Below are 24,081 nucleotides of genomic sequence, written 5' to 3' on the forward strand. Positions count from 1 at the left end.
CGGTCACCGCAAATCCGGCAGGGTGAAATCCATATACCGGCGCTCTTCGGCGAGGGTGGCTGCATCGGCGACCCCGGCTTGGCCTGCGCCCACGGTCTGGACGGCTTCGAGCTCCCACATGCGCGTCATGGCGATGGCGAGCTCGGCGGTGACACGGGTGTTGTGATCAACCGCTTCCTTGAGGGTCTCCATGTCCGGGATGAGATCGACCAGCTGGTCGACGCGTTCCAGCGACTGCGCGGCCTCGGCGTAGCTGTTCTGCGCGGCCGCCGACATCACCGCGCCGGTGCTGGCCTGGCCGGCGGTGCGCTCGGCGCCCGGATTGCCGCTGGTCGACATGGTGGAGAGCGTGTCCTGATCGAAGCCGGCCTCTTCCAGCGCGTCGGTCATGCGGCCCTCCATCTCGGGGCCGGCATCGCCGATGAGCCCGGAGAAATCCCCGGTCTGGATCTGGTTGATCACGTCCATCAGATCGCTGAACTCCTGATCGAGCAGCCCGTCGAGGTCGCCGCCCATGGCCATCTCGATGATATCGGTGGCCCCGGTGAGCGCGGCATAGGTCTCGTTCAGCGTGTCGAGCTGATCTTGTACGAGATCGATCTGTTCCAGGGCCGCGTCGAGCTGATTGGACTGGATCCCGAAATCCTCCAGCATTTGCTGCAGCTGGCGGATTTCCTGGGCGATGTTGCGGGTGTCGACCGTGGGCACGCCTTGGGAAAGCGCGGGGGGCACCGCCAGCAGGGCGCAGGTCGATATCGTGGACAAAAGCCGAATTACCGGGTGCCTCATGGCAGAACCTCCAGATCAAAGTGCAAGAACGCCTGTTCGCGGGCCTGGGCGGCGGCAATGGCCAGCGCTTCGGCACTGAGCGGTCGGGTCCCGGCGGCCTTGAGGCGCGTGCGAATGGCCATGAGCCGGACCAACTCGGCGCGGGCATATGTGTTGAGGGACATGGCGGCATGGATATCCTCCGTCTCTGCGATGCGGGTGATGATGTCCTGGATGCGCGCGGCGGCGGCCTGCACTGAGACCAGGGAATAATCGCCGTAGAGACCGGCCCCATGGGCCGTGAGGCTCATTGAGGCATTGGCCAGCAGGACGGGATCGATCGTGCCGCGCGCGTCCACGCCGCCCACGCGGGCAAGGTAGAGGTTGTAGCGTGCGGGAATGACCTGGACGTAGTGCTGCGTCTCTTCAAAGGGCGGCACGCCGCCATAGCGCTGCACATTGCCCGGCCCGGCGTTGTAGGCGGCCAGGGCGTGGATGATATTGCCATCGAACATGGCCAACATCTGCGCGAGATAGCGCGCGCCACCGGTGACCTGGATGTAGGGGTCCTCGTAGTAGGCCGGGTAAATCCCGAGGTCCTGCGCCGTGCCCGGCATGATCTGGGTGAGGCCAAAGGCGCCGACGGGCGAGCGCGCCCCTATGGAAAACCTGCTTTCCTGCCAGATCATCGCCTGGATGAGACAGCGCCATTGCCGGACCGAGAGGCCGGCAGCGCGCACGCCGGCCATGCTTTGCGTCTCCTGGGCCGCGCGAATGATCAGCTCTTCGATGGTGCCGGCGGCATCACCGAACATCTGCGGCGCGGCCGGGTTGGGATCGGTCGGGCCATAGAGCGCGGTGGCGGCGGTCTCGTCCGAGCGGCCCGCTTCAAGGCGCGCGATGGTGGCCCCGGTGGTGCCGGTGCCAAGCGTCGTGGCCTCAAGCAGATCATCGAGGGCGGCCAGCTGGTCTGCCTCGAGAGCGGCCAGCTCTTCGTCCCGGCTGAGCCGGTCGCGCTGCAGGGCAATGTCCCGGTCCCCTTGGCTCAGGATCTGCTCGCGTTGGAGAAACTGGCCCAGATCGAAGGTCGGCACGCCCTGCGCCGCGGCCGTGACGGCCGGACCGAGGGCGAGCACCAGGCCCAGAAAGGACGCGTGGGGCCTAGCCATCGACGGGCGCCATGGGGCTGAGCAGATCGAAGCTGCAATTGCTGCGTGTCACTTCCGCGAAATTGTTGAAGCACTCCGCCTCGGAGGGTTGGTATTGTGCGCAGGCCGACAAGGTCAGGCCGAGGCCGATCAGGATGAGGCGGCGGGTCACTCTGTGGATCATGTCACTCTCCAGAAGTCCGGACGGTCGCGGTAATCGGCGCCCACGAGGGCTTCGCCCTTCTCCATGCCGCCGAGGATGGTGAGGTAGGGGCCGAGCGCGCTCAGATCGGCATCGATGACGACCGAGCCCTGATCATCGCGCACCAGCGCCAAGCGGGACGTGCTGGTGGTGCCGAGCAGCACCTCGAGCTCTTTCTCGGTGAGGCCCAGCATGGCGTAATCGCTGGCCGCAGCGCGGATATTGGGCAGCAGCAGCTGTGTGGGCACGGCCTCGACGATGGTCTTGCCGGTGCGGGTCTTCTCGAGCTGGCTGGCGTATTGCGTCATCATGACAACGACGGCGTTTTGCTTGCGCGCCGTGACGAGCCAGTTCGACAGCCGGTCCGCGAAATACGCATTGTCGAGCGCCTTCCAGGCTTCGTCGATGATGATGAGCGTGGGCTGGCGGTCTTCGATCACGCGCTCGATGCGGCGAAAGAGATAGGAGAGGACGGCCATGCGTTCCTTCTCGCTCTCGCTGTCGAGAATGCCGGTGAGATCGAAGCCGACCATATCCCCGGCCAGGGAAAACGTGTCCTCGCCGCTTTGCCCGAAAATCCAGCCATAGCGCCCCTCGGCGGTCCATTCCTGGATGCGCTCGAAAAGATCGCCCTCATCGGCGCCGGCCACGAAAAGCGAGGCAAGGTCCTGCCAGTTGCGCAAGTCTGGGTCCGAGGCGGTCGCGTTCTGGCGTACCACGTCCTGGATCCGGTTGATCTGCACGGGGCTGAGCGGCTTGTCCGGGCGGTGCAGGAGGGTGGCGAGCCAATCAGACAGCCAGGCCTGTCCGCGCCGGTCGATCTCGGTGCGCAGCGGGTTGAGCCCGGTGGCCTCGCCGGCCTTGATGGTGGCGTAGCGCCCGCCACCGGCGCGCACGGCCATCTCCATGCCCATGCGGTAGTCGAAGACGAAGACCCGGGCCCCGCAGCGGCGCGCCTGTGTCATTAGGAAAGCCGAGAGCACCGATTTGCCCGAGCCGGGGCGGCCAAGGATCAGGGTATGCCCGCCGGTGGGCTCGCTGTCGGGGCTGCCGGTCTCGTGGTAGTTGAAGAGATAGCCCGAGCGCTCCGGGGTCGGAAAGAGCGTGATCGGTTTGCCCCAAGGGACCTGATTGCCTGTCTTGCCCAGAGGGCTGCGATGCAGCGCTGCCAGGTCCGCGAAATTGACATTGGTGATGGCGGCCTTGCGGCTGCGCATCTGGCCATTGCCCGGCACTTGCGCGAAATAATGCGCGCGTGCCGCGAAGGCCTCGCTGACCAGCGTAACGCCTTCACTGGCCGCGATGTTGCGGATCTCGGCGGCAATCGCATCGAGCTTGTCTTCGTCGTCGGCAAAGACGGTGACGGTCATGTGATGATCGCCGAAGCTCAGGCGCTTGGATTCCAGGTCATCGAGGGCGTCGACCAGTTCTTCCGTGAGCGAGATCGCCCCGTCGTCGCTGGCCTTCATCAACCGCTGCTGACGCTTGATGCGGCTGGCCATGATGTTGTTGTTGATGGGCGTGAAGGAATGGGTGACCACCATGTCGATGGGCAGGCTCAGTTCGTCGAACATGGTGCAGCGGGTCTTGGCCGGGTAGGTCTTGATGGCAAAGCTGGTGCCGACGCGGCGGCCGGGCGTGCCGTCATCCAGAACAAAGGTCCGACCCTGGAAGGTGACGCGGGTATTGGCGACATCTTCAGCGACAATGCCGAAGCGCGACTTTGGATAAAGCGGGCGCTCGGCGCCGATGTTCAGCCCGCCCAGAAATCCCAAAAGCTCGCCGCTCTCAGCCCCGAGCAGGCGCGGGCGCATCTCGGCAAAGGACGACATCAGAAAGCCCACCACTTCGTCCAGCTTGCGCAGCTGCGTGGCCGTCTCGGCCTTGATCTGCTTAAGCGAGGCCGCGCGGCGCAGGGGCAGCCGGGTGTCAGCGGGGGGCCGCTTCATCACTGTCAGCGTCAAGGTCTTGTCGCGCAGCCCGGCCTTGGCGAGACCGGCGCGCCAACGCGCATCGACTTCGTGCGCAAATCCGTCTCCGGGCATCTCCGGCAGATCGGTCGCGATCGCTTTGGAGACCTTATGGACATAGAACCCGTACTCCGGCCCGATCTGCGCGATGATTGCGGCGAGCCGCGCGCGGGTCTTCTCGAGATGTGCGTCGTCGCGCGTCATGCTGTTGATGCCTTCCAGTCGGATGCACTGGAAAAGCGCATTGCCGCGCGTACGGATGGTCACGTCACCGACGAGGCTGACATAGGGTAGCATGGCCGCCATGGGCCGTTCGCGCCCGGCCCAGGCGGGCAGGCCGGTCAAGGGCTCGGCCGGCTCAGGGCGCATAGCTGTCGCCCCCATGGATGGCACGGTTGGCGGTGGGGGGTGTCTCCTGAAGCGATGTCATCACCACTTCCAGAAACGCTGGGTCCCAATCGGCGGCTTTCCAGAGCGCAGGGTAGGCGAGGCCCGCCAGGATCACGACGGGCCAACTTTGTACCCAGAGAAAGACAAGCACGAAGCCGAAGAGCCAGACCATCGCATATATGATCGGCAGGCCGATGAGCTTGGGCGGGCGGATGAGGCCGAGAAAGAGCCGGGTCTGCTCTGCCATACCGACCTCACGCGCCCCAGATGGCCGTCACGATGGTGGGCGCCGCGGCGATACCCGCGATGGCGACCAGCACCCAGAGCGCTTGGCGGAAGTCCAGGATTCCGAACAGCCAGGACAGGAACACGCCGATGAGCGCCAGCGTGCCGATCACGATGCCAAGCGGGCCGGTGATCGTATCGACAATGCCCTGCAGCAGGTTCTGCACCGGGGAAAGGTCGATGCTTTGGGCCAGCGCGGGCTCGGCAATCATGAGGCAGGCCAGCGCCAGGCCCAGGAACAGTCGGAATTGAGTGGGCATCAGGAGGCTCCGTTCAGTCGGTCACGCACCGCCATGACGCGGCGGACATGATTTTGGGTCTCGGTGTAGGGAGGAATGCCGCCATGGCGCGCGACCGCCTCGGGCCCTGCGTTATAGGCGGCCAGCGCCAGGTCGGGCCTGCCGAAACGGGCAATCATCATCAGCAGGTAGCGCGCAGAGCCGTCGAGGTTCTGCGTCACGTCAAGGGGATCGACCCCAAGATCTGCGGCGGTGCCGGGCATCAGCTGCCCGAGCCCGATCGCCCCGACTGAGCTCAGCGCGCCGGGCCGATACGCGCTCTCGACTTCGATATTGGCCTGAAACAGCGCGAGCCAGTCGGAGACCGAGAGCCCGGCCTTGCGCAACGCCGGATGGCCACCATAGCGTGTGGCCGTGTCCTGAAGCGCTGTCAGGATCTCGGGGCGCGGTTGCGCGGCGGCACGTTCCGTGCTTGGCGTGGGCCTGCGCTCAGGCGCGGCGGCCGTGTCGTCCTCGCCGCCAAACACCACCAGTCCCGATGCGCGAGCGGGGCGCCCGGCGACATAGCTCTGCGCAAATCCCGCCTGAGGCGCCTGTGCTGCCAACCGGCCATCGGCCGCCATGGCAAGAACGAAGCCCTCGCCCATGGCTGGGGAGGAGACCAGTGCCGCGAGGCAGGCGAGGGCCGTGCGGGTGCTACTCGGCTTGCGCGAGGCGGTGCGCGCCGACCTTGCCTTCCACCATGGGGATGGAGACGACCTCGAACCCGAGGCTGGCCAGGAAACTCGTGAGTCCGTTGATGGTCTTGAACTCGCGCGCCGCCATGGTGTTGCGCGCCGTAACCAGCAGGCGGCGCTCTTCGCTATCGGGCGAGACGCAATGCACCGTCCACACCCCCGACCATTGCGCCGTCGTGCGTTGCGGGGTGACCCGGCACAGCACATCCGCCGAGTGACCCTCGGCAAGCAGTTTGCGCAATCCGTCTTCACTGACAACATTCGGGGCGTCTTGCATCCAGTTCATTGATCCGGGCCTTCGCACGTTGGCAGAGATCCGGTTGTCCCCCATGGACTGCCAGATCACTACAAGATTATAATAATGCAATCAATACGTATATTGAGAGCCAATACAGTCGTTATGCGTTAATGAAAAAATACTGCAGCAACCTTTGGAATCCAAGTCAGGATGATAGCAATGCGAATGTGGGGCGTGGCGATTTTGGTGATGGCATCGGGCACGGCGAGATTTGCGCAAGGCTGCATGGCCCCCTCACCGCCCTTCCTGCCCGCTGAGCCGGCCGATATCCGCGCCTATGCCGATCTGCTCCGCCAGGACTTCGAGATCTACTTCAACGATGCACAGGCCTACTTCCGCTGTCTTGAGCGCGAACGGCGCGCGGTGTTCGACGAGGTGCAGCAGCTGACGCAAGCCTACGCGCAGATGATCGAGTTGCTCGCACAGGAGTGAGGGCGCCCCCAGTTCGCAAACCGTTCCTGATGGAAACGCTCAGATGACGGCTGTCAGCCCTTAGCTGCCGGAAGTCCTACTGCCCGACCGCCTTGGCTACGCCCTGCGGCATGCAGCGGTGGCGTGCAATATGAGGGGGTAAACACCATCAATATGGCCCAGTGTTGGGCACATCCCTCGGGATTGGTTTTGCGCAGCGTTTCAACACCACAGCCTGCCAATGAACCAAGTTTACACGGCAACACGAAGTATGCTTACCTATATCTGCAAAAGTTAATGTATCTTATTGTGGAGGTGCAACGAATTTTGACCCGTCAGAGCCGAGAGTTAAAGCCCGCCAGAACTGTCGAAATTGCAAGACCCAAAGCGCACCAGGAAAAAGGCACTGTGGAGGGCCACGCCGCGAATAGTTTGAATATCCTGATCGTGGACCTGAACAACTTCGCCAGCTTTCCGACGCTTGCCATAGGTCTTCTGACCGCGTCTTTGCGGGATCGCGGACATGGCGTGGAGGTTTTATGCCCGCTGGCCTTCGATGCGCCCGCGACGATGCGTGAACGGCGCGAGTGGATCGGAGATCACGTTCTGCGCCGCATACACCTGACCGACTGGACCCCCGTGCTCGCAATGCGGGATCTTGCCCGTCGTCTGCGTGAACATCATATCGAACGTCCACATTCCACCGTACTGCGCGAGGCAAGACGCGCTCTTGACCGCAAACCCGACGCGGTGCTTCTTTCGGCCTATTTGCAGCACCGTGCAACGGTTGGCCAGATCGGGCGCATGGCAGAGGCGCGCGGTGTGCCGGTCGTACTGGGCGGCCCGATGTTCAATCTTCCCGACGTTGCCACCGCTTGGAAAGATCTGCCGGGACTGTCCGCGATCGTCGGCGCAGAGGTTGATCGCGATCTGCCTGACATCGTGAAAGCGCTGCACGAGGGCGATGATATTCTTCAATTCAAAGGGGTAAAACTGCCTGACGGGAAAGCATCCGCTCCCGCGGCCCCGCTACGGCAGCTTGACCGGTCGCCCGTGCCTGACTTCACTGATTTCCCATGGGATCGCTATCCCGTACGGATCATTCCGGTCATGACGGGGCGGGGTTGTCAGTGGGACAAGTGTCTCTTCTGCTCGGATGTGATCTCCGCATCGGGGCGCACATTTCGCACCCGCAGTGTCGAGAACGTGCTTCTGGAACTCGAGGAACAGGCCCGACGACATGACACCACGAACTTCCTTTTTCTGGATCTCAAGCTCAACTCGTGGCCGGAGATGCTGCGGGGCATCGGCCGGGACATTGGTCGGTATGTGCGGGGTGCCGAATGGATAGGGACGGTTCACGTTGATCAACGCCAAGACAACGGCTTGTCTCGCGCAGACCTCGAGGCCGCAGCTGAAGGCGGCATGCGGCGCATTTCCTTCGGGCTTGAAAGCGGCAGCCAACGCTTGCTCGACGCTATGCGGAAGGGATCTTCGGTGGAGGGCAATTCGCGTTTCATACGCGACGCACACGCCGTGGGCTTGTCGGTCCGTTGTACCATGTTCAAGGGGTTTCCGGGGGAAACCGCCGCCGACATGGAAGCAACCGCGGACTTTCTCGAAGCCCATGCCGAGTTTCTCGGGCGTGTGCATTTCAACGATTTCACCTTGCACACGGGCACACCGATCTGGGAAGCCATGCAGGACAAGGCCGGTGAAGACCGGCTGCCCTTGGAAATTCGAGAGGACAGGAACGAGCGCGCTCGCTCTGAATATCGATACCGCTCGCCACCTGACCGCGCCTACCGCCGCGCGAAGGCCCGTGCGCTTGCGGTAGTGCATCAGATAAACCGGCAAGCCCTTTCGGATTCGGCACGTCAGTTCGATGGTCTGATGTGAGACGCAAGATCAAAGCCATGTTCGGGCGTGCGGATGCCACGACCGGCAGCGCCTTGGCGCGCCGTGTCAGACGTCTTTCGGCGCTTGAGATATACGAGGAAGCCCGCGCATTCCTCGATGCCTACCATGATGCTGCCGGTCATGGTCGCGCCTTGCGCCAACGGCGTTGGGCCGAGGTGCGGCGCGACTTGCGGAAACGGGGGCATTACGACCACAATCCGGAAGAGCTCGCCTTCGGTGCGCGGCTCGCCTGGCGCAATACCGGTCGATGCATCGGCAGATTGCCATGGGAAAGCCTCGAAGTCGCCGATTGTCGCGAGATTACAGACCCGCACGCCATTGCGGCGCGTATGTCGGACCACCTGCGAGAGGCCGATTCCGGCGGAGGAATCCGATCCCTCATCACGGTTTTTGCACCTGTCGTAGGAACTGATCTGCCGCCTTGGATCGAGAGTTCGCAAATCGTGCGATACGCCTGTCACCACCTTCCCGATGGCACGGTCATAGGCGATCGACAAAACGCCGAGGCGACGCGACTGGCGCGATCCATGGGGTGGCACCCGGATGACGAACCGGGACCTTTCGATCTGCTGCCCTACTTCGTGCGCGATACGAAGGACCGGCGGGTCATGATAGAACCGCCAAGTGATTACATCCGCGAAATCGACATCGAGCATCCCGTCAGGGCAGGGCTCTCCATGCTCGGGCTCCGCTGGTACGCGGTGCCCTTGGTCAGCGATATGATACTGACCATCGGGGGTGTCGACTACCCCTGCGCCCCCTTCAATGGCTTCTACATGTGCACCGAGATCGCCTCTCGAAACTTCGCGGATGTGCAACGCTACAACCTTCTGCCACAGATTGCCCGAGCACTTGCGATTGACACTACTACACCTTTCTGGTGCGATGAGACCTTGACCGAACTCAATCGCGCGGTCCTGCATTCCTTCCAGAGCGCGAAGGCGACCATTGTGGATCATCACCGGGCCTCCGAACAGTTCATGACCTTTCACCAACGCGAACAAGCGCGGGGACGGCGCGTCGCGGCGGACTGGCGCTGGATTGTCCCACCCCAGGCTGCGGCGGGTTGCGACGTCTTCCACCTGAAGATGCGAAACTTTCATCCCGTGCCGAACTTCTATCGAGACCGCGGGACGGACGGGTTGCGTCTGATGCCCTGGTATGGAGACCGTTATCGCAGACGCCCTGCCATCTGGGCCGACCGGGTGACGCGTCGCTGGAAAATCTGGAAGAGGATGGCATGGTAGAAAACAGCGGCATTGATATTGAAATCCAGTCCTTACGACAGGAGCTGAAGCTGCGCATCCTGTTGCAGAACATGCTTTTGCAGGGGCTTCCAGTGATATTCGCCGCGTTGGCCGCCGGCGCGGCGTTACAGCCCGATGCGGCTTCTGTGCTGGGTCTCGTATTTCAATGCGTGGTGCTCGCCGCGGTGCTGCAATGGTGTCATCACGGCGTCCGCACCGCGCAGATCAAAGAATTTTTACAGGAAATCAACCCGGATGAGGCGCACGGTAAATGGGAAACCTGGTTACCGGCACACCGTCCTGTCACACTACTGGGGTCACGCTGGATGGTTTCGACAAAGGGCGTGTTTCTCGGACTCGGGGCAGTGATGATGCTACTCGATCTGCGCTTGTCACCAGACATTGCCAGTCTGTCATCGCTGGCCTCTGCACTGGTCTGGGCGACGGGCGCAGTCTTCCTGTTCACGAACCCGAAGGAATAGCATGCCCGCACGCTTGCCACCTTTTGGTATTGTGATTCCCGTCCGCAACGAAGCTGCCGCGTTACGGGAGACAGTCCCGGCGCTTCTGACGGAAACCAAAGGACTGCCGGCACGACCAGTCTGGGTCTGCAACGACTGCTGCGACGACAGCGCAAATGTGATTCGGGCTCTGGCCGGGCCGGATACCGTCATCATCGTTCTGCCAAGGCCGGGAAAGACTGCCGCCCTCCAAGCCGGAGACGACGCCTTGGAGGGGCTGTTTCCGCGGCTTTACCTCGACGCTGATGTTACCCTTTCGAAGGGTGGGCTGAATGCGTTGCTCCGGCCACTTCTGGACGGGCAGGCCGATCTCGTCGCGGCACGCCGTATTCATACCGCACATGGCGTATCGGCCCTCTCTGCCGCAATGGCACGAACATGGGACACGTTGCCCTTCGCACAACAAACGGCATTCTTGGGAGCCGTCGGCGTGTCGAAGGCCGGGCGCACCAATTGGCGGCGCTGGCCGGACATAATGGGCGACGACGGCTTCATGGCTGCAAGGATTGCGCCGCATCGACGCTTGATGGTGCCACAGGTAACCGCCAGCACGCGCCCGCCTGCAAATTTTCTCGGGTGGGTACGCATGCGCGCACGTTGGTTGCAGGGCGAGGCAGAACTGCGCGCGATGGGCCTGAATGCCCCAAAGGCCCCGGGCCAACGAAACGCGCTCTTGCGGCAGATGTTGACGCCCGCTGACGCACTCGGAGCCTGGGCCTTTGCCGCCGCGCGGCTCCTCGCGCCTCTGGCCCGCAAGCCCGCGGCGTCTGACTGGCGGCCCGACCGACGTGGCTGGTCATGAGCTGGGACAAAGAGCAAGACACGCTACCGGATCACGCTGGTTCAAGGTTTCGCATCGAGTATTCGAGACACAAGCGTACGCGCGTTCAACGAGTCCTGCGCCTTGTCGGTGCCACGATTGATCCGCGCGCATGGGCACACTTGTTGAAATTGGTTAACTACTACAACTACGCCAATGTGCAACCGCGCCGCGCCATGACGATCGGCGTGGAAACCCGGATCAGTCCGACTGCAACCTTTGCATATGGTCATCGGATAAGTCTGGGTGAGCGCGTCCTCGTGGGAGAGAATACGCGCCTTTGGGCCGGGCCGGAACACGCACGCATCTTCGTTGGAGACGATACGATCCTTGGGCCGAACGTGCTCGTCACGGCTGCAAATTATCGTTTCCACGATGGTGCGCCGGTTCACGCACAGCGCATGGATGCCGCCGATGTCGTGATTGGCGCTGACGTTTGGATCGGCGGCGGAGCGATTATTCTCGCCGGTGTGCATGTCGGAGACGGTGCTGTAATTGCGGCGGGGGCTGTGGTCACGCGCGATGTGGGTATGGATCAAATCGTTGCAGGTGTGCCCGCCCATGTCATTGGAACGCGAGGCGCTGAAACGCGATGACAGGGACGCTCGACCATTTTGAATACGAAACAAGCCCTGAATTGAGCGTAATCATTGTCAGCTACAACACCTCTACTTTGACCTTAAGGGCCGTCGGGGCCGTTCTTGACCAGAAAGGCCCCGTGCTGGAAGTCATCGTAGTGGACAACGCTTCAAGCGACGGGAGCGCAAAGGCATTGGCGCAGACGTGGCCACAGGTGCAGTTAATCGCGTTGCAACACAATCTCGGTTTCGCTCGGGCATGCAACCAAGTTACGAAGGGCGACCACAGTCCGCAACTTTGCAAAGCTCGCTATCTGCGCTTAGCTGCCTTCCGACCCGAGCGCAGCATCGGTCAAAGTGCGCTCCAGCCCTTAGCTGCGGTTTCCTCCATTGTCCGGTTCAGACGGATGATCGGGGCGGTTCGGTGATGTAGGATCGCAGCCATCGTATAATGCTGCCTGGGTCTCGCCGTTGTCCCATCGGTAGAGCAGACCGATTTCAACGCCTGTGTTGATACACTTAACGCGGCCAATGGCTTCGGCGATTGAGCGAACATTCTCAAATCCGGGCATAACTAGCCCCTCTCGTTAAACAATTCCTTCGGAGCGACATCGAGGGCACGCGCGATCTTCTCTAGAAGATCGACTGATGCCGAAAATCTGGCGAGTTCGATTTCGCTAACATAGCTGCGATCAATGTCAGCAGCTAAAGCTAGTTGTTCTTGGCTCATACCCTTGGAACTTCTTAGATTCCGGATATTTAGCCCTACTTGTTCCCTCAGTTTCATGGCCTGTCTTCGGCCAAATCATGAGGATCGCTCTACGGAATATATTCCACAAAACGCGCGCGAGTATCAAAAAGTCTATGCCCGCATATGGTGTATCAGGCCGTGATAGGCATAGGATATCAGAATTATAGCAATGTAATCAAAAGGTGCTTAATGCTATGTGGTGTGTACTCATCAGGAAATGGTGTGTTGGGGTCGCGATGGCCGTTCTTTCCAGTGTGGCTCCCCAGGCGGCGAAAGCCTACCAAGTTGACTGCGCCATTCTGCTTTGCCTAGCTGGTGGGTGGCCCGCGTCAGCAGAATGTTCTCACGCTCGAGCGGTGTTCATCCGCCGCATCACACCCTGGCCGATCGAGCCGCCCTTGCAGATCTGGCGTTGTCCGATGGGGGTGGCAGGGCATGCGCCGGTGCAAAGCATGGCTCCCAGAATCTGGGAAGCCAGCCACCAGCGCGGCCAAGCGGTTGGTCAAATCATCTTGGCCCAGGTGGTGGAAGGTGGCGCAGACATAGACATCAGCGGCCGGGAATTCGACTTCGTGCGCTCGATCCGGGTTTGGGATGTGCGGCACTACAGCCATCGTGAACGTGGCCGCGAGGACGATTGCGAAGAGAGATTCACGATGCGCCTCGGGACATACGGGACCCAGGGCGACTTCGACTGGCAGTCTACAACGCCTGCAGCAGCGCCGACTTGGGTGCTGCCATCGCGACAATGCTCATGGACCAGCTGGCGCCGCGGCGTTGGTGTTGAGTGGGAGGACCACGAAGGCAACCATGGCTTCGAGTGGGTGAGTTACTGATGGCGCGGCAGTTGCAAGGTATCAGTGACGGTTCACGCTCGGTGGCTGCGTCAACCTCGCTAGCGCTCCTTCGCGCTGCGGGCGATGGCATCCGCGCGCGTGACGATATCGGAGGCGACCGTCTCATAAAGCTGCGCCCGACGGTCGCGCGCCGAGCCGGGTTTGGGGTTCTGGCGCCTTATACGCCTGGCGAGCCAAAGCAGGATCCGCGCGGCTGGTTCTTGAACGGTCTCCGGAGTTTGCGGCGGATAGTGCTCTTCCAGCAAGGCGACGATCTCGGCGTTCATGCTCCGGCGGTTCGCGTCCGCTTTTTCCCGGATCCGATCCCGCAAGCCGTCAGGCATGCGGATGATGTACTTGTCCTGGGTTGATGAAGGATATTCAGCCATACTGGCTCCTAGCCATGAATTTGTTCTTGACGCAATGCTGGCGGCTCGCCATGTATAAGTCAAGCCTACACAGGAGGTGAATTGATGCACTGTCGCGAACCGCTGATGCTCCGGCTGCCAAAGGAGCTCAAAGACTGGGTCAAGGAAGAGGCTCAGCGTAACTATAGCTCGCAAAACTCCGAGGTCGTTCGAGCTTTGTTGGCTGCCAAGAAACGGGCAGACAGCGCAGAATGAAGGCGCGGCACAAATTGATGGAATTTAGGGAAACAGACGAAACGACGACCGGATGCCGCATCTCGGAATCGGTCAAAACTATCTGCCAGTGGCAAGAATTTTCTGCGCTGATCCAGTACCTGTCCACCGTCTTTGTCGAATTTCTTAATTTGCATTGTAAACGTCTTGTGCAAGAAATCCTGCGCGCATGGCGTCGATCATGGCCTTACGTTCCGAAGCGTCGGCGTACCGGCGATTCAGGCTCCCGAGCCGGGAGTGTATGATGGCCAATCGTCCCGCAAAGGTAACACTGACCGAAATCAGCCGCACCCTACGCGGGGCGGTCGATGCTGGGTTCGCTGTTGGCGCATATACAGTCAATCACGCGACTGGTGAGATAACCGTCTATCGCGAGGGCCAATCACCGGCAAAGGCAAGCGGCCCGGATATTGATCAAATGTTAGGGGTTGCGCATGACCAGACGTAAGTCAAAATTTCCAGGCGTCACCAAAGCTACCGACCGCCATGGAAAATCCCGGTGGCGTCTGCGTAGAACGATCAAAGGACGTAAGATTGATTGTTACATAGATGCCGTCTTCGGGTCAGATGAGTTTCGAGCTCTTTACGAAGTGGCAATTGCCGAACCACGAGAACAGCAGTCAAGAACCGACAGACGTACAATTGCATTTCTCGTCGAAGATTACCTGGGAAGCCGAGCATTCGGGGACCTTTCAAAAGCCACTCGCTATGCAAAACGAAGGCGTCTTGACTGGATCCGGGAAACTATTGGTCCTGCCCATTATGCTGATTTGCTGCCACGTCATATCGCGGCATTGATGGATCGCAAGGGAGGCCCAGAGGCTGCCAATCGGCTGCATAAAGAGATCGCTCAGCTCTACAAGTGGGCCAACCGCCAGCATGGGTATTCGGGGCCACATCCGACCAGTGAGATCGATCGCCGGAAAATCGAAACACAAGGTTATCATACATGGACGCACGAAGAGATTGCTCAGTTTCGCGAGTTTCATCCAAGCGGTACTAAGCCACGGTTGGCTTTCGAGTTGGTGCTCGGCACGGGGGCGGCCCGGCAGGACGCCGCTCGAATGGGTCCGCTCAATATTCGTGGCGGGGTTATCAGATATGCCAGAGGAAAGACGGGTGGTAAGGTTGAGTTGCCGCTTGCAAAACTGCCCGACCTCACACGCGAGCTTGCCACCATCAATGATCAAAGGACGGTTTTTATAACGCGCAAAGATGGCAAGCCGTACACAACGGAGGGATTTGGCAATTGGTTTGCCGATGTCGTAGTAGCAGCAGGTTTGTCGACCAAGTGTCGCACACATGGGTTGCGCAAGCACGGCGCTATGCGTCTGGCCGAAGCTGGTGCTACGGAAGCACAGATTGCAGCGTTCCTTGGGCATCGCTCACATCACGAAGCCCGTCGCTACATTGCCGCAGCAAATCGCATGACATTAGCGTCGTCAGCGCTGGATTTGCTCGAAAACTTGTCCAACCTTCACGGCGGGTTGGGCAAAACGCACCCACAAGACGCTGAAAAGAAAGGTACAAAATCATGAATTGGCGACCCCGGCAGGACTTGAACCTGCAACCTATCCCTTAGGAGGGGATTGCTCTATCCAGTTGAGCCACGAGGCCACGCGCGGTTTGATAGCGCGAGTCGGAGGGTTTGTCATGTGGCGATTTATCCAATATCACGATGCCCGGCCCAACAGCCGCGGGGCCGCGACATGTCGGCCCGGCAGGGGGGGGCTGTCTGCGCGGCCCGCCCGTCGTGACGATTGGAAGATGCCCGGATGACCCGCGACAGACCCCCATTGACCCTGCGCGACGTGTCCGAGGCCGCGCGCGTGTCCGAGATGACCGTCAGCCGGGTGCTGCGCAACAAGGGCGATGTGTCGGAAGGGACGCGCCAGCGGGTGCTGGAGGCTGCCAAGCGTCTCGGTTACGTGCCCAACAAGATCGCCGGCGCGCTGGCCAGCCAGCGCGTCAACCTCGTGGCGGTGATCATCCCGTCGATGGCCAACATGGTCTTTCCCGAGGTAATGACCGGCATCAGCGAGGTGCTGGAGGAAACCAGCCTGCAACCCGTCGTCGGCCTCACCGGCTACCGCCCGGAGAAAGAGGAAAAGGTTCTCTACGAGATGCTGTCATGGCGGCCTTCGGGCGTGATCATCGCCGGGTTGGAGCATTCCGATGCCAGCCGTGCGATGCTGCGCGCCAGCGGCATCCCCGTGGTCGAGATCATGGATGTGGACGGCACGCCGATCGATTCGGTCGTGGGGATCTCGCACAGACGCGCCGGCCAGCAGATGGCGCAGGCGATCATCCGCGCCGGCTACCGCCGGATCGGGTTCATGGGCACCAAGATGCCGCTCGACCACCGGGCGCGCAAACGCTTCGAAGGGTTTACAGAGGCGCTGGCCAAGGCCGGGATAGAGATGGCGGATCACGCGTTCTATTCCGGCGGTTCGGCGCTGCTGAAGGGGCGTGAGATGACGGCGGCCATGCTCGAAAAGACGCCGGATCTGGATTTTCTATACTATTCCAACGACATGATCGGCGCGGGAGGTTTGCTGTACCTGATCGAGCAGGGTGCGGACATCCCCGCGCAGATCGGGCTGGCCGGGTTCAACGGTGTCGAATTGCTGGACGGTCTGCCCAAACGGCTGGCGACCATGGATGCCTGCCGGCTGGAAATCGGTCGCAAGGCGGCGGGGATCATCGCGGCGCGCGCCGCCGCCGACGCGGATCCCGCCCCGGTGCGCCTTACGCTCGAGCCGACGATCACGCCCGGCGACACGCTGCGCCACCCCTGACCCTGCACGCGCGTTAACCGCTATCGTGATGCCCGCTTGTTCGGCTTGGACCGGCGTGGTTGTATCATAACGGAATTTGGGGGTCGTCGCGATGTTATCCATATTCGGTCTGTTCGGCATGGCTGCGGTCGGTGCGGCCGCGTTTGTCGGTCTTGGCGGCGAGGATGACGAGGCAACCGCGCCGGATCGGCAGTCCGAGGATGACGCGGCCGACGAGCCCCGCAATGACTCCGCACCGGATCTTTTCGACCAAGTGCTCGGCGACGTATCCGCCGCGCCCGACGTGACGGCGTCCGCCCCGCAAGGTGATGGTGGCCCGAATGCACACGGCCCCGCCGCGTCCGACCCTCACACCCAGGAACCCGACGCGCAGTGGACCGTGTCGAGTGGCAGCGGCGCGGGCGACCTGATCCGCGGCACGGGCGGTCAGGATCAGATCGGTGGATATGGTGGTGACGATACAGTCCTCGGCCTGTCCGGCGACGATCTTCTGCATGGCGCGGCCGGGGACGATCTTCTGTCGGGTGATGACGGTGATGACACGCTGCATGGCGGTGACGGCATGGACGATCTGCGCGGCGCCTCTGGCGATGATCTGCTGTTCGGTCATAATGATTCGGACCATCTGCACGGCGGTGATGGCGACGATACGCTACATGGCGGGGCTGGCGACGACACCCTGAACGGGGATGACGGCGACGACGCGCTGCATGGCGGCCTCGGCGACGACCAGCTTCGCGGCGGTCACGGTCAGGATACGCTGTTCGGCGGCCTCGGCGACGACACGCTGATCGGTACCGCGTTCGACCCCGAGGACGCGGGCCTGAGGGACACGGACGGGGCTGATTACCTCAATGGGGGGGCCGGCGATGACGTGATCCTTGCCGGACGGGATGATATAGTGACCACCGGTGCCGGCGCGGACACTGTGATGCTCGGCGGCTGGCTCGACGCGGAGCATCAGGCCGAAATCCTTGACTTCGCACCGGATGAGGATTCGCTGCTCGTGGTCTATGACGATGCCGCCGCGTCCGCGCCCGAGGTCACGCTGGAACCCGACAGCGAAAACCCCGACCATCAGCGCCTGTTGCTGAATGGCGAACCGATCACGCTGATCGCCAATGCCCAGGGTCTGACGCTGGACCACGTCTCGCTTCTGCCGCGAAGTGGCCTGGCGGAGATGACGGGCGGGTGACCCGGCCACGTGATTCGCGCTTCCAATTTCCGTCAAAGTCTTCTAAACGCGCCCAGTGTCTCGGGCCGTGCCCGATGACGCGCAGAACGGACCTTGCTGGACGACATCCCGGCTTGTGCCCATAACGCCGACCTTAAAGGAGTATCCGATGTCGATCACAGTCGAAGAAAAGCACCGCCTGATCCAGGAATTCGCCACCAAGGAAGGCGATACCGGCTCGCCCGAGGTGCAGGTCGCGATCCTGACCTCGCGGATCAGCACCCTGACCGAGCATTTCAAGACCCACAAGAAAGACAATCATGGCCGCCGCGGCCTTCTGATGATGGTGGCGCAGCGCCGCAAGCTGCTTGATTACCTCAAGGGCAAGGACGAGGGCCGCTATCGCACCCTCATCAAGCGCCTCGGTATTCGCCGCTGAGACAAAGGACCGCGCCCCGTTCGGGCGCGGTTTTCGTATGATCCGATTGCCGTCCCGGTCTGGCTTTGCCGGGCAGGCAGGATGACACCAAGAAAGCCATGGGGCAATGCGGCCCCGGATGCAAATGGGCCCGACGGGATACGCCCGGACAGGCCAGTCTAGGAAACGTGATGTTCAAAGAAACGAAAAAATCGATGCAATGGGGGGAGGACACCCTCACCCTCGAAACCGGCAAGATCGCCCGTCAGGCCGACGGGTCGGTAGTTGCCACGCTGGGCGAAACCTCGGTCATGGCGAACGTGACCTTTGCCAAGGAACCCAAGCCGGGAATGGATTTCTTCCCGCTGACCGTTCATTATCAGGAAAAATACTACGCGGCCGGCAAGGTGCCCGGCGGCTTCTTCAAGCGCGAGGCGCGACCCTCGGAGAAAGAGACGCTGACCGCGCGCCTGATCGACCGTCCGATCCGCCCGCTTTTCGTCCCCGGCTTCAAGAACGAGACTCTGGTGATGTGCACCGTGCTCAGCCACGATCTGGTCAACGATCCCGACATGGTGGCGATGATCGCCACCTCGGCGGCGCTGACCATATCGGGCGCGCCCTTCATGGGGCCGATCGCCGGGTGCCGTGTCGGCTACGTGGATGGCGAATACGTCCTCAACCCCGAGATTGACGACATGCAGGACCTGCGTAATGACCCTGCGCAGCGGCTCGACCTGATCGTCGCGGGCACGAAAGATGCCGTCATGATGGTCGAATCCGAAGCCTACGAGCTGTCGGAAGACGAGATGCTGGGCGCGGTGACCTTCGCGCACGAGCAGATCAAGCCGGTCTGCGACCTGATCGTCGATCTGGCCGAGGACTGCGCGAAAGAGCCGTTCGATTTCACCCCGCCGGACTATTCGGACCTCTATGCCGCGATCAAATCCACCGGCGAAGACCAGATGCGCGCCGCCTTCGCGATCCGCGACAAGCAGGAGCGTACGCACGCGATTTCTGCCGCGAAAGAGGCGATCAAGGCGCAACTGACCGAAGAACAGCTTGAAGACTCCAATCTCGGCGCGGCGCTGAAAAAGCTCGAATCGACCGTGCTGCGCGGCGATGTCGTGAAGAACGGCAACCGCATCGACGGGCGCCGCCTCGACGAGATCCGCGACATTTCGTGCGAGACCGGCCTGCTGCCGCGCACCCACGGCTCGGCGCTGTTCACACGGGGCGAGACACAAGGTCTGGTCGTGACCACGCTTGGCACCGGCGATGACGAACAGTTCGTCGATGCGCTGCACGGCACCTCCAAGCAGAACTTCATGCTGCATTACAACTTCCCGCCCTATTCGGTGGGCGAGGCTGGGCGCGTCGGGCCTCCGGGTCGGCGCGAAATCGGTCACGGCAAGCTCGCGTGGCGCGCGCTGCAGGCCGTGCTGCCGGCGGCGACGGATTTCCCCTACACCATCCGCCTGGTGTCCGAGATCACCGAATCCAACGGATCGTCCTCGATGGCGTCGGTCTGCGGCGGCTCACTGTCGATGATGGATGCGGGCGTGCCGCTAAAGACATCCGTGGCGGGTGTCGCCATGGGTCTGGTTCTGGAAGAGGATGGCGAATTCGCGATCCTGTCGGATATCCTCGGCGACGAGGATCACCTGGGCGACATGGACTTCAAGGTCGCCGGTACCGCCGAGGGCATCACCTCGCTGCAGATGGACATCAAGGTCGCGGGCATCACGCCCGAGATCATGAAACAGGCGCTGGCCCAGGCCAAGGACGGGCGCATGCACATCCTTGGCGAGATGGACAAGGCCCTGTCGGGCGCAGCCGATTTCAGCGTCCATGCCCCGCGCATCGAGACCATGCAGATCCCCGTCGACAAGATCCGTGAAGTCATCGGGTCGGGCGGCAAGGTGATCCGCGAGATCGTCGAGGTTTCGGGCGCCAAGGTCGATATCAACGACGAGGGTGTCATCAAGATCGCGTCGCCCAATGGCGAGGCCATCAAGAAGGCGTACGACATGATCCACTCGATCGTGGCCGAGCCGGAAGAGGGCAAGATCTACGACGGCAAGGTCGTCAAGATCGTCGATTTCGGCGCCTTCGTGAACTTCTTTGGCAAGCGCGACGGACTGGTGCATGTCAGCCAGATCGAGAACCGCCGCTTGAACCATCCGTCCGACGTGCTCAAGGAAGGGCAGGACGTGAAGGTCAAGCTTCTGGGTTTCGACGATCGCGGCAAGGTGCGGCTGGCGATGAAGATGGTCGATCAGACCACCGGCGAGGAAATCGCGCCGGACAGCGCCGAGACAAGCGACGCCTGAACGCCGCCAAACCTTAACGGCAAGGCCCCGGCAGAAATGTCGGGGCCTTTTTCGTTCGGCATCCCCCGCGTCGCCCAAGATTGACGCCATGCCTGAACCTGCTACGAGACATGCCATGCTGAGCATTTTTCTCCAGACCCTGCCTTTCTTCCTGATTATCGGTCTGGGCTACGGGGCCGGGCGCAGCGGCTTTTTCCCGGAAGAGGCGACCGCCTGGCTGACGAAATTCGTCTTCTACTTCGCACTGTCGGCGATGCTGTTCCGGTTTTCGGCCAACCTGACGCTGGCCGAGGTGTTGAACTGGGATTTCGTTCTGGCCTATCTGGCCGCCACAGGGGTCGTCTATGGGATCGCGACCGCGGTCGCGCTCTTGCGCGGGATCAGTCTGCAGGAAACCGCCATCGAGGCGCAATGCGCGGTGATCGGCAATGTCGGGTTTCTGGGCGTGCCGATGCTGGCCATGCTGATGGGCGAGGCCGCGATCGCCTGGGTCATGGTGGTGCTGGCGGTCGATCTGATCGTCTTCGGGTCGCTCGTGGTGATCCTGATCACCGGCTCGCGCGACGGGCGCATCAGCCTCGGGGTCCTGCGCAGCGTCGGTCTGGGGCTGATCCGGAACCCGATGATCGTGTCGATCGTGCTGGGGCTGACATGGTCCGGGTTGCGCCTGCCGATCCCTGACCCGATGAATGACTTCGTGCGCATTCTGGGCGGCGCCGCGACGCCCGGTGCGCTGTTCGCAATCGGCGCGTCGCTGGCCTCGAAATCGGCCGAGCGTCTGTCGGTCACGGGCTGGCTGTCATTCTGCAAGCTGGTGCTGCACCCGGCGGCGGTCGCCGTGTCGGCGCTCGTGATCTTCGATGTGCCAGAATACGCGGCGGCGGTCATGATCGCGGCGGCAAGCTTGCCGGTCGCCGGAAATGTCTTCATGCTGGCCCAGCATTACGGGGTCGCCCCCAAGCGCGTGTCGTCCGCGATCCTGATCTCGACGGTGACGGCCATCGTGTCGGTCTCGCTTGTCATCGGCTGGGTCGCGCGGCTCTACTGAACACATCTCACGCCAGAAAAGGAACACGACATGGAAACCGTTTCGCAAAACACCTGCTTTGGGGGCATTCAGGGCGTCCATACGCATGCCTCGACGGCCTGCGCCTGCGATATGACCTTCGGCCTGTTCCTGCCATCCGAGGCGCAGGACGGCCCGGTCCCGGTGCTGTGGTACCTGTCGGGGCTGACCTGCACGCATGAAAACGCCATGGTCAAGGCGGGTGCCCAGGGCTGGGCGGCCGAGCAGGGCATCGCGCTGGTCTTTCCCGACACCAGCCCGCGCGGCGCGGACGTGGCCGATGACGACGCCTTCGATCTGGGGCAGGGCGCCGGGTTCTACGTCAACGCCACGCAAAAGCCGTGGGCGCCGCATTTTCGCATGTGGGACTACCTCGCCGACGAGCTGCCCGGCGTCCTGGCCGAGCATTTCCCCCTCGACATGGACCGGCAGGCGATCACCGGGCATTCCATGGGCGGGCATGGCGCGCTGACGCTGGCGATGTCGCTGCCGGATCGCTTCCGCTCGGTCTCGGCGTTTGCGCCGATTTGTAACCCCACGGGCGGCGACTGGGGCCGCAAGCAGTTTGCGGCCTATCTCGGCCAGGACGAGGGCACATGGGCCGCGCACGATTCCAGTCTGCTGATGGCCGAGCGGGGCTTTGACGGGCCGGTGCTGGTCGATACCGGCACCTCGGATCAGTTCATGGACCTGCTGCGCCCCGAAACGCTGGCCGGGGCCATGGCCGCGCGCCGGCAAGAGGGGATGTTCCGCCTGCAGAAAGGCTACGATCACAGCTACTTCTTCATGTCCACCTTCATGGAGGATCACGTCGCCTTCCATGCCGAGGCGCTCTATGCCGGCTGAGGCATGACCATTTTCGTCGATGCCGATGCCTGCCCCGTCAAGGCCGAGGCCGAGCGGGTGGGCACACGTCACGGGCTGCGCATCTGCATCGTCTCGAACGGCGGTCTGCGCCCGTCGCAGAACCCGTTGGTAGAAACGGTGATCGTCCCCGACGGCCCCGACGTGGCCGACATGTGGATCGCCGAGCGCGCGGGGCCGGGCGATGTCGTCATCACCGGCGACATCCCGCTGGCCGCGAAATGCGTCGAGGCGGGGGCCGAGGTCCTCAAACATGACGGCGAGGCGTTCACGGCGGCCAATATCGGCAACCTGCTGGCCACCCGAGACCTGATGACCGACCTGCGCGCCGCCGATCCGTTTCGCCAAGGCGGCGGCAAGGGATTTTCAAAGGCCGACCGCTCGCGCTTTCTGGACGCATTGGAACGGGCGGTGCGAAGGGCAGGGCAAGGGTGAAAGGGAGGCAATGCGCGGACCAGACTGTCGTGATTACAGTGCAGATGCAGTGACTGCCCCCATCGAAGAGGTGTCATTAGACCATGGCTCGAATAGGCGCCAGCGTTCTGCTATCAGTCCGCCACGCCTGCAAAGTAACCTTCGTCGATCTGCTTGATGCGGAGCACATCCCTATCGCGGCAGCCGATATTGTAGCTGATCATCAATTTGGCGAGTTGCGGGCCGTCGATCAGCACAATCCGCGAACCTAGATCATTCGCTGCCTGTTCCGCCGCGCCCGTGAAGTGCGAAGTGGTTACAAAATATGCCTTTCGTTGCTCTCTTGATGCTCAACGCGCCGTAGAAGTCGCGTATGTCACTTGGCCCAACGCTGTTGCCTGCCCCGTACCGTTTCGCCTGCAGGTAAATTTGATCAACTCCGAGCGGGTCTTGGTCAATCACACCATCGACGCCATTGTCGCCCGATTGCCCAAGCGCGCGCCCCGCGTCTTCAGAGGTGCCACCGTATCCCATCGCGATCAGTAAATCGACAATCAGATTCTCAAAGAACATTGGCGAAGCTGACCGCACGTATTCAATTAGATTGGAAGCAAGAGCAGCCTCAAGCTTCTTATGTGCTGTTTGCAGGTTTTCGTCAGGCGTATTCGCAGGAGTTTCGGCGTCTTCTTGAGCGATGACTTTCGCGCCGTCTTCTTTGCCGCGAGACTTGAAATCTTGAAATTCGTCGAATTGTGCGAGATATTTTGCGTTCACTGAAATATTAGGGTCATCTAAAACTGATCTCCCACGATCCGTTAGCTCGTACCAACCGCGCTGGATGTTTCGTACTAACCCTGCTTGCTTCATATAGGATCGAGCCCAATGAACGCGGTTCGCGATTTTTGTCTGCCCGCCGCTCGGCAGCATTCGTTGACGCTCTTCTGGGCTCAATTCTAGATGATCTGAAATCTCCTCGACCACGTCAGAAATTTTCCGTGGTTCGTGTCGAGCGCACTCTAGCACTGGGCGCATCAATGACTGATAGTCGGGAATCATCCAACATTCTCCAAGACGGGTGGGTATTGGCGTTACCTTCGCCTGACCAAGCCAGCGTCGCAAGTTTTTTCGACGACAAGCAGTTCCTGCGGTTGCGGAAGCACACATGGATGGTCTTGTCCTACAAAGTGTGTTGAAGGGCGACTACAGTTTTTAGGTTTATAGTCTCCGCATCCTGCGCATTGCAGTCGTTGGC

Annotated in this window: 29 protein-coding genes and 1 tRNA gene; 17 read left to right on the forward strand and 13 right to left on the reverse strand. The window is 61.7% G+C overall.

Annotated elements, in window-relative coordinates:
* Positions 1-3 precede the first annotated feature (3 nt).
* Genes ACROSR_RS13190 through ACROSR_RS13225 form a run of 8 tightly spaced genes read right to left on the reverse strand, consistent with a single transcriptional unit; the run spans position 4 to position 6,016 of the window.
* Entirely contained in the window at positions 4-789 is a 786-nt protein-coding gene (locus ACROSR_RS13190) for a type IV secretion system protein (protein ID WP_432685787.1), read from the reverse strand.
* Entirely contained in the window at positions 786-1,937 is a 1,152-nt protein-coding gene (locus tag ACROSR_RS13195) for a lytic transglycosylase domain-containing protein (protein ID WP_432685789.1), read from the reverse strand. The genes ACROSR_RS13190 and ACROSR_RS13195 overlap by 4 nt, the downstream gene beginning before the upstream one ends.
* Positions 1,930-2,100, reverse strand: a complete 171-nt coding sequence (locus ACROSR_RS13200) for a hypothetical protein (protein ID WP_268954222.1) — start codon at positions 2,098-2,100, stop codon at positions 1,930-1,932. The genes ACROSR_RS13195 and ACROSR_RS13200 overlap by 8 nt, the downstream gene beginning before the upstream one ends.
* Positions 2,097-4,457, reverse strand: coding sequence for a VirB4 family type IV secretion/conjugal transfer ATPase (locus ACROSR_RS13205; RefSeq protein WP_432685791.1), 2,361 nt, complete (start codon positions 4,455-4,457; stop codon positions 2,097-2,099). The genes ACROSR_RS13200 and ACROSR_RS13205 overlap by 4 nt, the downstream gene beginning before the upstream one ends.
* A complete protein-coding gene (locus ACROSR_RS13210; RefSeq protein ID WP_432685793.1) occupies positions 4,447-4,725 on the reverse strand; it encodes a VirB3 family type IV secretion system protein in 279 nt (92 codons plus the stop codon). Before ACROSR_RS13210 ends, ACROSR_RS13205 begins: the two co-directional genes overlap by 11 nt.
* Positions 4,726-4,732: 7 nt before the next feature.
* Positions 4,733-5,023 carry a TrbC/VirB2 family type IV secretion system protein gene (locus tag ACROSR_RS13215; protein WP_432685795.1) on the reverse strand — a complete coding sequence of 97 codons (291 nt, stop codon included), beginning with the start codon at positions 5,021-5,023 and terminating at the stop codon, positions 4,733-4,735.
* The gene (locus tag ACROSR_RS13220) at positions 5,023-5,649 is read right to left on the reverse strand and encodes a lytic transglycosylase domain-containing protein (RefSeq protein WP_432685797.1); all 627 of its coding nucleotides are present in this window, start codon (positions 5,647-5,649) and stop codon (positions 5,023-5,025) included. Before ACROSR_RS13220 ends, ACROSR_RS13215 begins: the two co-directional genes overlap by 1 nt.
* Positions 5,650-5,698: 49 nt before the next feature.
* Positions 5,699-6,016, reverse strand: coding sequence for a hypothetical protein (locus ACROSR_RS13225; protein ID WP_432685799.1), 318 nt, complete (start codon positions 6,014-6,016; stop codon positions 5,699-5,701).
* Positions 6,017-6,262: 246 nt separating this feature from the next.
* Between ACROSR_RS13225 and ACROSR_RS13230 the strand changes: the two genes are divergently transcribed.
* The 7 genes from ACROSR_RS13230 (at position 6,263) to ACROSR_RS13260 (ending at position 11,962) form a co-directional block, all read left to right on the forward strand.
* Positions 6,263-6,469: a hypothetical protein gene (locus ACROSR_RS13230; RefSeq protein ID WP_432685801.1), complete on the forward strand. Its 207-nt coding sequence runs from the start codon at positions 6,263-6,265 to the stop codon at positions 6,467-6,469.
* Between the two features lie 276 nt (positions 6,470-6,745).
* Positions 6,746-8,347: a B12-binding domain-containing radical SAM protein gene (locus ACROSR_RS13235; RefSeq protein WP_432685803.1), complete on the forward strand. Its 1,602-nt coding sequence runs from the start codon at positions 6,746-6,748 to the stop codon at positions 8,345-8,347.
* Positions 8,348-8,400: 53 nt separating this feature from the next.
* Positions 8,401-9,615 carry a nitric oxide synthase oxygenase gene (locus tag ACROSR_RS13240; RefSeq protein ID WP_432685805.1) on the forward strand — a complete coding sequence of 405 codons (1,215 nt, stop codon included), beginning with the start codon at positions 8,401-8,403 and terminating at the stop codon, positions 9,613-9,615.
* Positions 9,609-10,097, forward strand: a complete 489-nt coding sequence (locus tag ACROSR_RS13245) for a hypothetical protein (RefSeq protein WP_432685807.1) — start codon at positions 9,609-9,611, stop codon at positions 10,095-10,097. The genes ACROSR_RS13240 and ACROSR_RS13245 overlap by 7 nt, the downstream gene beginning before the upstream one ends.
* Position 10,098: 1 nt before the next feature.
* Positions 10,099-10,938: a glycosyltransferase family 2 protein gene (locus ACROSR_RS13250; protein WP_432685809.1), complete on the forward strand. Its 840-nt coding sequence runs from the start codon at positions 10,099-10,101 to the stop codon at positions 10,936-10,938.
* Complete coding sequence (locus ACROSR_RS13255; protein ID WP_432685811.1) at positions 10,935-11,552, forward strand: acyltransferase; 618 nt, start codon at positions 10,935-10,937, stop codon at positions 11,550-11,552. The genes ACROSR_RS13250 and ACROSR_RS13255 overlap by 4 nt, the downstream gene beginning before the upstream one ends.
* A complete protein-coding gene (locus ACROSR_RS13260; protein ID WP_432685813.1) occupies positions 11,549-11,962 on the forward strand; it encodes a glycosyltransferase in 414 nt (137 codons plus the stop codon). The genes ACROSR_RS13255 and ACROSR_RS13260 overlap by 4 nt, the downstream gene beginning before the upstream one ends.
* Before the next feature lie 146 nt (positions 11,963-12,108).
* Here ACROSR_RS13260 and ACROSR_RS13265 read toward each other — a convergent pair whose 3' ends face one another.
* Positions 12,109-12,321, reverse strand: coding sequence for a helix-turn-helix domain-containing protein (locus tag ACROSR_RS13265; protein WP_268954212.1), 213 nt, complete (start codon positions 12,319-12,321; stop codon positions 12,109-12,111).
* Positions 12,322-12,521: 200 nt separating this feature from the next.
* Here ACROSR_RS13265 and ACROSR_RS13270 point away from each other — a divergent pair, with 200 nt between their 5' ends.
* Positions 12,522-13,121, forward strand: coding sequence for a hypothetical protein (locus ACROSR_RS13270; protein WP_432685815.1), 600 nt, complete (start codon positions 12,522-12,524; stop codon positions 13,119-13,121).
* 59 nt (positions 13,122-13,180) lie between these two features.
* Here ACROSR_RS13270 and ACROSR_RS13275 read toward each other — a convergent pair whose 3' ends face one another.
* On the reverse strand, positions 13,181-13,510 hold the full coding sequence (locus ACROSR_RS13275; RefSeq protein WP_432685817.1) for an Arc family DNA-binding protein: 330 nt from the start codon (positions 13,508-13,510) through the stop codon (positions 13,181-13,183).
* Between the two features lie 105 nt (positions 13,511-13,615).
* Here ACROSR_RS13275 and ACROSR_RS13280 point away from each other — a divergent pair, with 105 nt between their 5' ends.
* Positions 13,616-13,744 (forward strand): Arc family DNA-binding protein, encoded by a 129-nt coding sequence (locus tag ACROSR_RS13280; protein WP_432685873.1) that lies wholly within the window; start codon positions 13,616-13,618, stop codon positions 13,742-13,744.
* A 452-nt stretch (positions 13,745-14,196) separates the two neighbouring features.
* Positions 14,197-15,300, forward strand: a complete 1,104-nt coding sequence (locus tag ACROSR_RS13285; protein WP_432685819.1) for a tyrosine-type recombinase/integrase — start codon at positions 14,197-14,199, stop codon at positions 15,298-15,300.
* 2 nt (positions 15,301-15,302) lie between these two features.
* On the opposite strand, the gene ACROSR_RS13290 is transcribed toward ACROSR_RS13285, so the two are convergent.
* Positions 15,303-15,379: transfer RNA gene (locus ACROSR_RS13290), tRNA-Arg, on the reverse strand.
* 158 nt (positions 15,380-15,537) lie between these two features.
* Here ACROSR_RS13290 and ACROSR_RS13295 point away from each other — a divergent pair.
* The 7 genes from ACROSR_RS13295 (at position 15,538) to ACROSR_RS13325 (ending at position 22,850) form a co-directional block, all read left to right on the forward strand.
* Positions 15,538-16,560 (forward strand): LacI family DNA-binding transcriptional regulator, encoded by a 1,023-nt coding sequence (locus ACROSR_RS13295; protein WP_432685821.1) that lies wholly within the window; start codon positions 15,538-15,540, stop codon positions 16,558-16,560.
* A 91-nt stretch (positions 16,561-16,651) separates the two neighbouring features.
* On the forward strand, positions 16,652-17,755 hold the full coding sequence (locus ACROSR_RS13300) for a calcium-binding protein (protein WP_432685823.1): 1,104 nt from the start codon (positions 16,652-16,654) through the stop codon (positions 17,753-17,755).
* 148 nt (positions 17,756-17,903) lie between these two features.
* Entirely contained in the window at positions 17,904-18,173 is a 270-nt protein-coding gene (gene rpsO / locus ACROSR_RS13305) for a 30S ribosomal protein S15 (protein WP_432685825.1), read from the forward strand.
* A gap of 170 nt (positions 18,174-18,343) precedes the next feature.
* Positions 18,344-20,485: a polyribonucleotide nucleotidyltransferase gene (gene pnp / locus ACROSR_RS13310; RefSeq protein ID WP_432685827.1), complete on the forward strand. Its 2,142-nt coding sequence runs from the start codon at positions 18,344-18,346 to the stop codon at positions 20,483-20,485.
* 115 nt (positions 20,486-20,600) lie between these two features.
* The gene (locus tag ACROSR_RS13315; RefSeq protein ID WP_432685829.1) at positions 20,601-21,533 is read left to right on the forward strand and encodes an AEC family transporter; all 933 of its coding nucleotides are present in this window, start codon (positions 20,601-20,603) and stop codon (positions 21,531-21,533) included.
* Between the two features lie 30 nt (positions 21,534-21,563).
* On the forward strand, positions 21,564-22,397 hold the full coding sequence (gene fghA / locus ACROSR_RS13320; protein WP_432685831.1) for an S-formylglutathione hydrolase: 834 nt from the start codon (positions 21,564-21,566) through the stop codon (positions 22,395-22,397).
* A gap of 3 nt (positions 22,398-22,400) precedes the next feature.
* Positions 22,401-22,850 carry a YaiI/YqxD family protein gene (locus ACROSR_RS13325; protein ID WP_432685833.1) on the forward strand — a complete coding sequence of 150 codons (450 nt, stop codon included), beginning with the start codon at positions 22,401-22,403 and terminating at the stop codon, positions 22,848-22,850.
* Between the two features lie 113 nt (positions 22,851-22,963).
* On the opposite strand, the gene ACROSR_RS13330 is transcribed toward ACROSR_RS13325, so the two are convergent.
* Both ACROSR_RS13330 and ACROSR_RS13335 read right to left on the reverse strand, forming a co-directional pair.
* Positions 22,964-23,086: a hypothetical protein gene (locus ACROSR_RS13330; protein WP_432685835.1), complete on the reverse strand. Its 123-nt coding sequence runs from the start codon at positions 23,084-23,086 to the stop codon at positions 22,964-22,966.
* Positions 23,087-23,102: 16 nt separating this feature from the next.
* Positions 23,103-23,993 carry a restriction endonuclease gene (locus ACROSR_RS13335; RefSeq protein ID WP_432685837.1) on the reverse strand — a complete coding sequence of 297 codons (891 nt, stop codon included), beginning with the start codon at positions 23,991-23,993 and terminating at the stop codon, positions 23,103-23,105.
* Between the last annotated feature and the right edge of the window lie 88 nt (positions 23,994-24,081).

The organism is Roseovarius tibetensis (assembly GCF_050896375.1).
Lineage (GTDB): Bacteria > Pseudomonadota > Alphaproteobacteria > Rhodobacterales > Rhodobacteraceae > Roseovarius > Roseovarius tibetensis.

Excerpts from the sequence above, each read along its gene's own strand:
- ACROSR_RS13255 (WP_432685811.1), top strand. The coding sequence starts at position 10,935 with ATGAGCTGGGACAAAGAGCAAGACACGCTACCGGATCACGCTGGTTCA.
- ACROSR_RS13190 (WP_432685787.1), bottom strand. The coding sequence starts at position 789 with ATGAGGCACCCGGTAATTCGGCTTTTGTCCACGATATCGACCTGCGCC.
- fghA (WP_432685831.1), top strand. The coding sequence starts at position 21,564 with ATGGAAACCGTTTCGCAAAACACCTGCTTTGGGGGCATTCAGGGCGTC.
- ACROSR_RS13280 (WP_432685873.1), top strand. The coding sequence starts at position 13,616 with ATGCTCCGGCTGCCAAAGGAGCTCAAAGACTGGGTCAAGGAAGAGGCT.
- ACROSR_RS13285 (WP_432685819.1), top strand. The coding sequence starts at position 14,197 with ATGACCAGACGTAAGTCAAAATTTCCAGGCGTCACCAAAGCTACCGAC.
- ACROSR_RS13200 (WP_268954222.1), bottom strand. The coding sequence starts at position 2,100 with ATGATCCACAGAGTGACCCGCCGCCTCATCCTGATCGGCCTCGGCCTG.
- ACROSR_RS13195 (WP_432685789.1), bottom strand. The coding sequence starts at position 1,937 with ATGGCTAGGCCCCACGCGTCCTTTCTGGGCCTGGTGCTCGCCCTCGGT.
- ACROSR_RS13335 (WP_432685837.1), bottom strand. The coding sequence starts at position 23,993 with ATGTGTGCTTCCGCAACCGCAGGAACTGCTTGTCGTCGAAAAAACTTG.
- ACROSR_RS13215 (WP_432685795.1), bottom strand. The coding sequence starts at position 5,023 with ATGCCCACTCAATTCCGACTGTTCCTGGGCCTGGCGCTGGCCTGCCTC.
- rpsO (WP_432685825.1), top strand. The coding sequence starts at position 17,904 with ATGTCGATCACAGTCGAAGAAAAGCACCGCCTGATCCAGGAATTCGCC.
- ACROSR_RS13270 (WP_432685815.1), top strand. The coding sequence starts at position 12,522 with ATGGCCGTTCTTTCCAGTGTGGCTCCCCAGGCGGCGAAAGCCTACCAA.
- ACROSR_RS13295 (WP_432685821.1), top strand. The coding sequence starts at position 15,538 with ATGACCCGCGACAGACCCCCATTGACCCTGCGCGACGTGTCCGAGGCC.
- ACROSR_RS13325 (WP_432685833.1), top strand. The coding sequence starts at position 22,401 with ATGACCATTTTCGTCGATGCCGATGCCTGCCCCGTCAAGGCCGAGGCC.
- ACROSR_RS13245 (WP_432685807.1), top strand. The coding sequence starts at position 9,609 with ATGGTAGAAAACAGCGGCATTGATATTGAAATCCAGTCCTTACGACAG.
- ACROSR_RS13210 (WP_432685793.1), bottom strand. The coding sequence starts at position 4,725 with ATGGCAGAGCAGACCCGGCTCTTTCTCGGCCTCATCCGCCCGCCCAAG.
- ACROSR_RS13230 (WP_432685801.1), top strand. The coding sequence starts at position 6,263 with ATGGCCCCCTCACCGCCCTTCCTGCCCGCTGAGCCGGCCGATATCCGC.
- pnp (WP_432685827.1), top strand. The coding sequence starts at position 18,344 with ATGTTCAAAGAAACGAAAAAATCGATGCAATGGGGGGAGGACACCCTC.
- ACROSR_RS13225 (WP_432685799.1), bottom strand. The coding sequence starts at position 6,016 with ATGCAAGACGCCCCGAATGTTGTCAGTGAAGACGGATTGCGCAAACTG.
- ACROSR_RS13315 (WP_432685829.1), top strand. The coding sequence starts at position 20,601 with ATGCTGAGCATTTTTCTCCAGACCCTGCCTTTCTTCCTGATTATCGGT.
- ACROSR_RS13260 (WP_432685813.1), top strand. The coding sequence starts at position 11,549 with ATGACAGGGACGCTCGACCATTTTGAATACGAAACAAGCCCTGAATTG.
- ACROSR_RS13265 (WP_268954212.1), bottom strand. The coding sequence starts at position 12,321 with ATGAAACTGAGGGAACAAGTAGGGCTAAATATCCGGAATCTAAGAAGT.
- ACROSR_RS13300 (WP_432685823.1), top strand. The coding sequence starts at position 16,652 with ATGTTATCCATATTCGGTCTGTTCGGCATGGCTGCGGTCGGTGCGGCC.
- ACROSR_RS13205 (WP_432685791.1), bottom strand. The coding sequence starts at position 4,457 with ATGCGCCCTGAGCCGGCCGAGCCCTTGACCGGCCTGCCCGCCTGGGCC.
- ACROSR_RS13220 (WP_432685797.1), bottom strand. The coding sequence starts at position 5,649 with ATGGGCGAGGGCTTCGTTCTTGCCATGGCGGCCGATGGCCGGTTGGCA.
- ACROSR_RS13275 (WP_432685817.1), bottom strand. The coding sequence starts at position 13,510 with ATGGCTGAATATCCTTCATCAACCCAGGACAAGTACATCATCCGCATG.
- ACROSR_RS13250 (WP_432685809.1), top strand. The coding sequence starts at position 10,099 with ATGCCCGCACGCTTGCCACCTTTTGGTATTGTGATTCCCGTCCGCAAC.
- ACROSR_RS13235 (WP_432685803.1), top strand. The coding sequence starts at position 6,746 with ATGTATCTTATTGTGGAGGTGCAACGAATTTTGACCCGTCAGAGCCGA.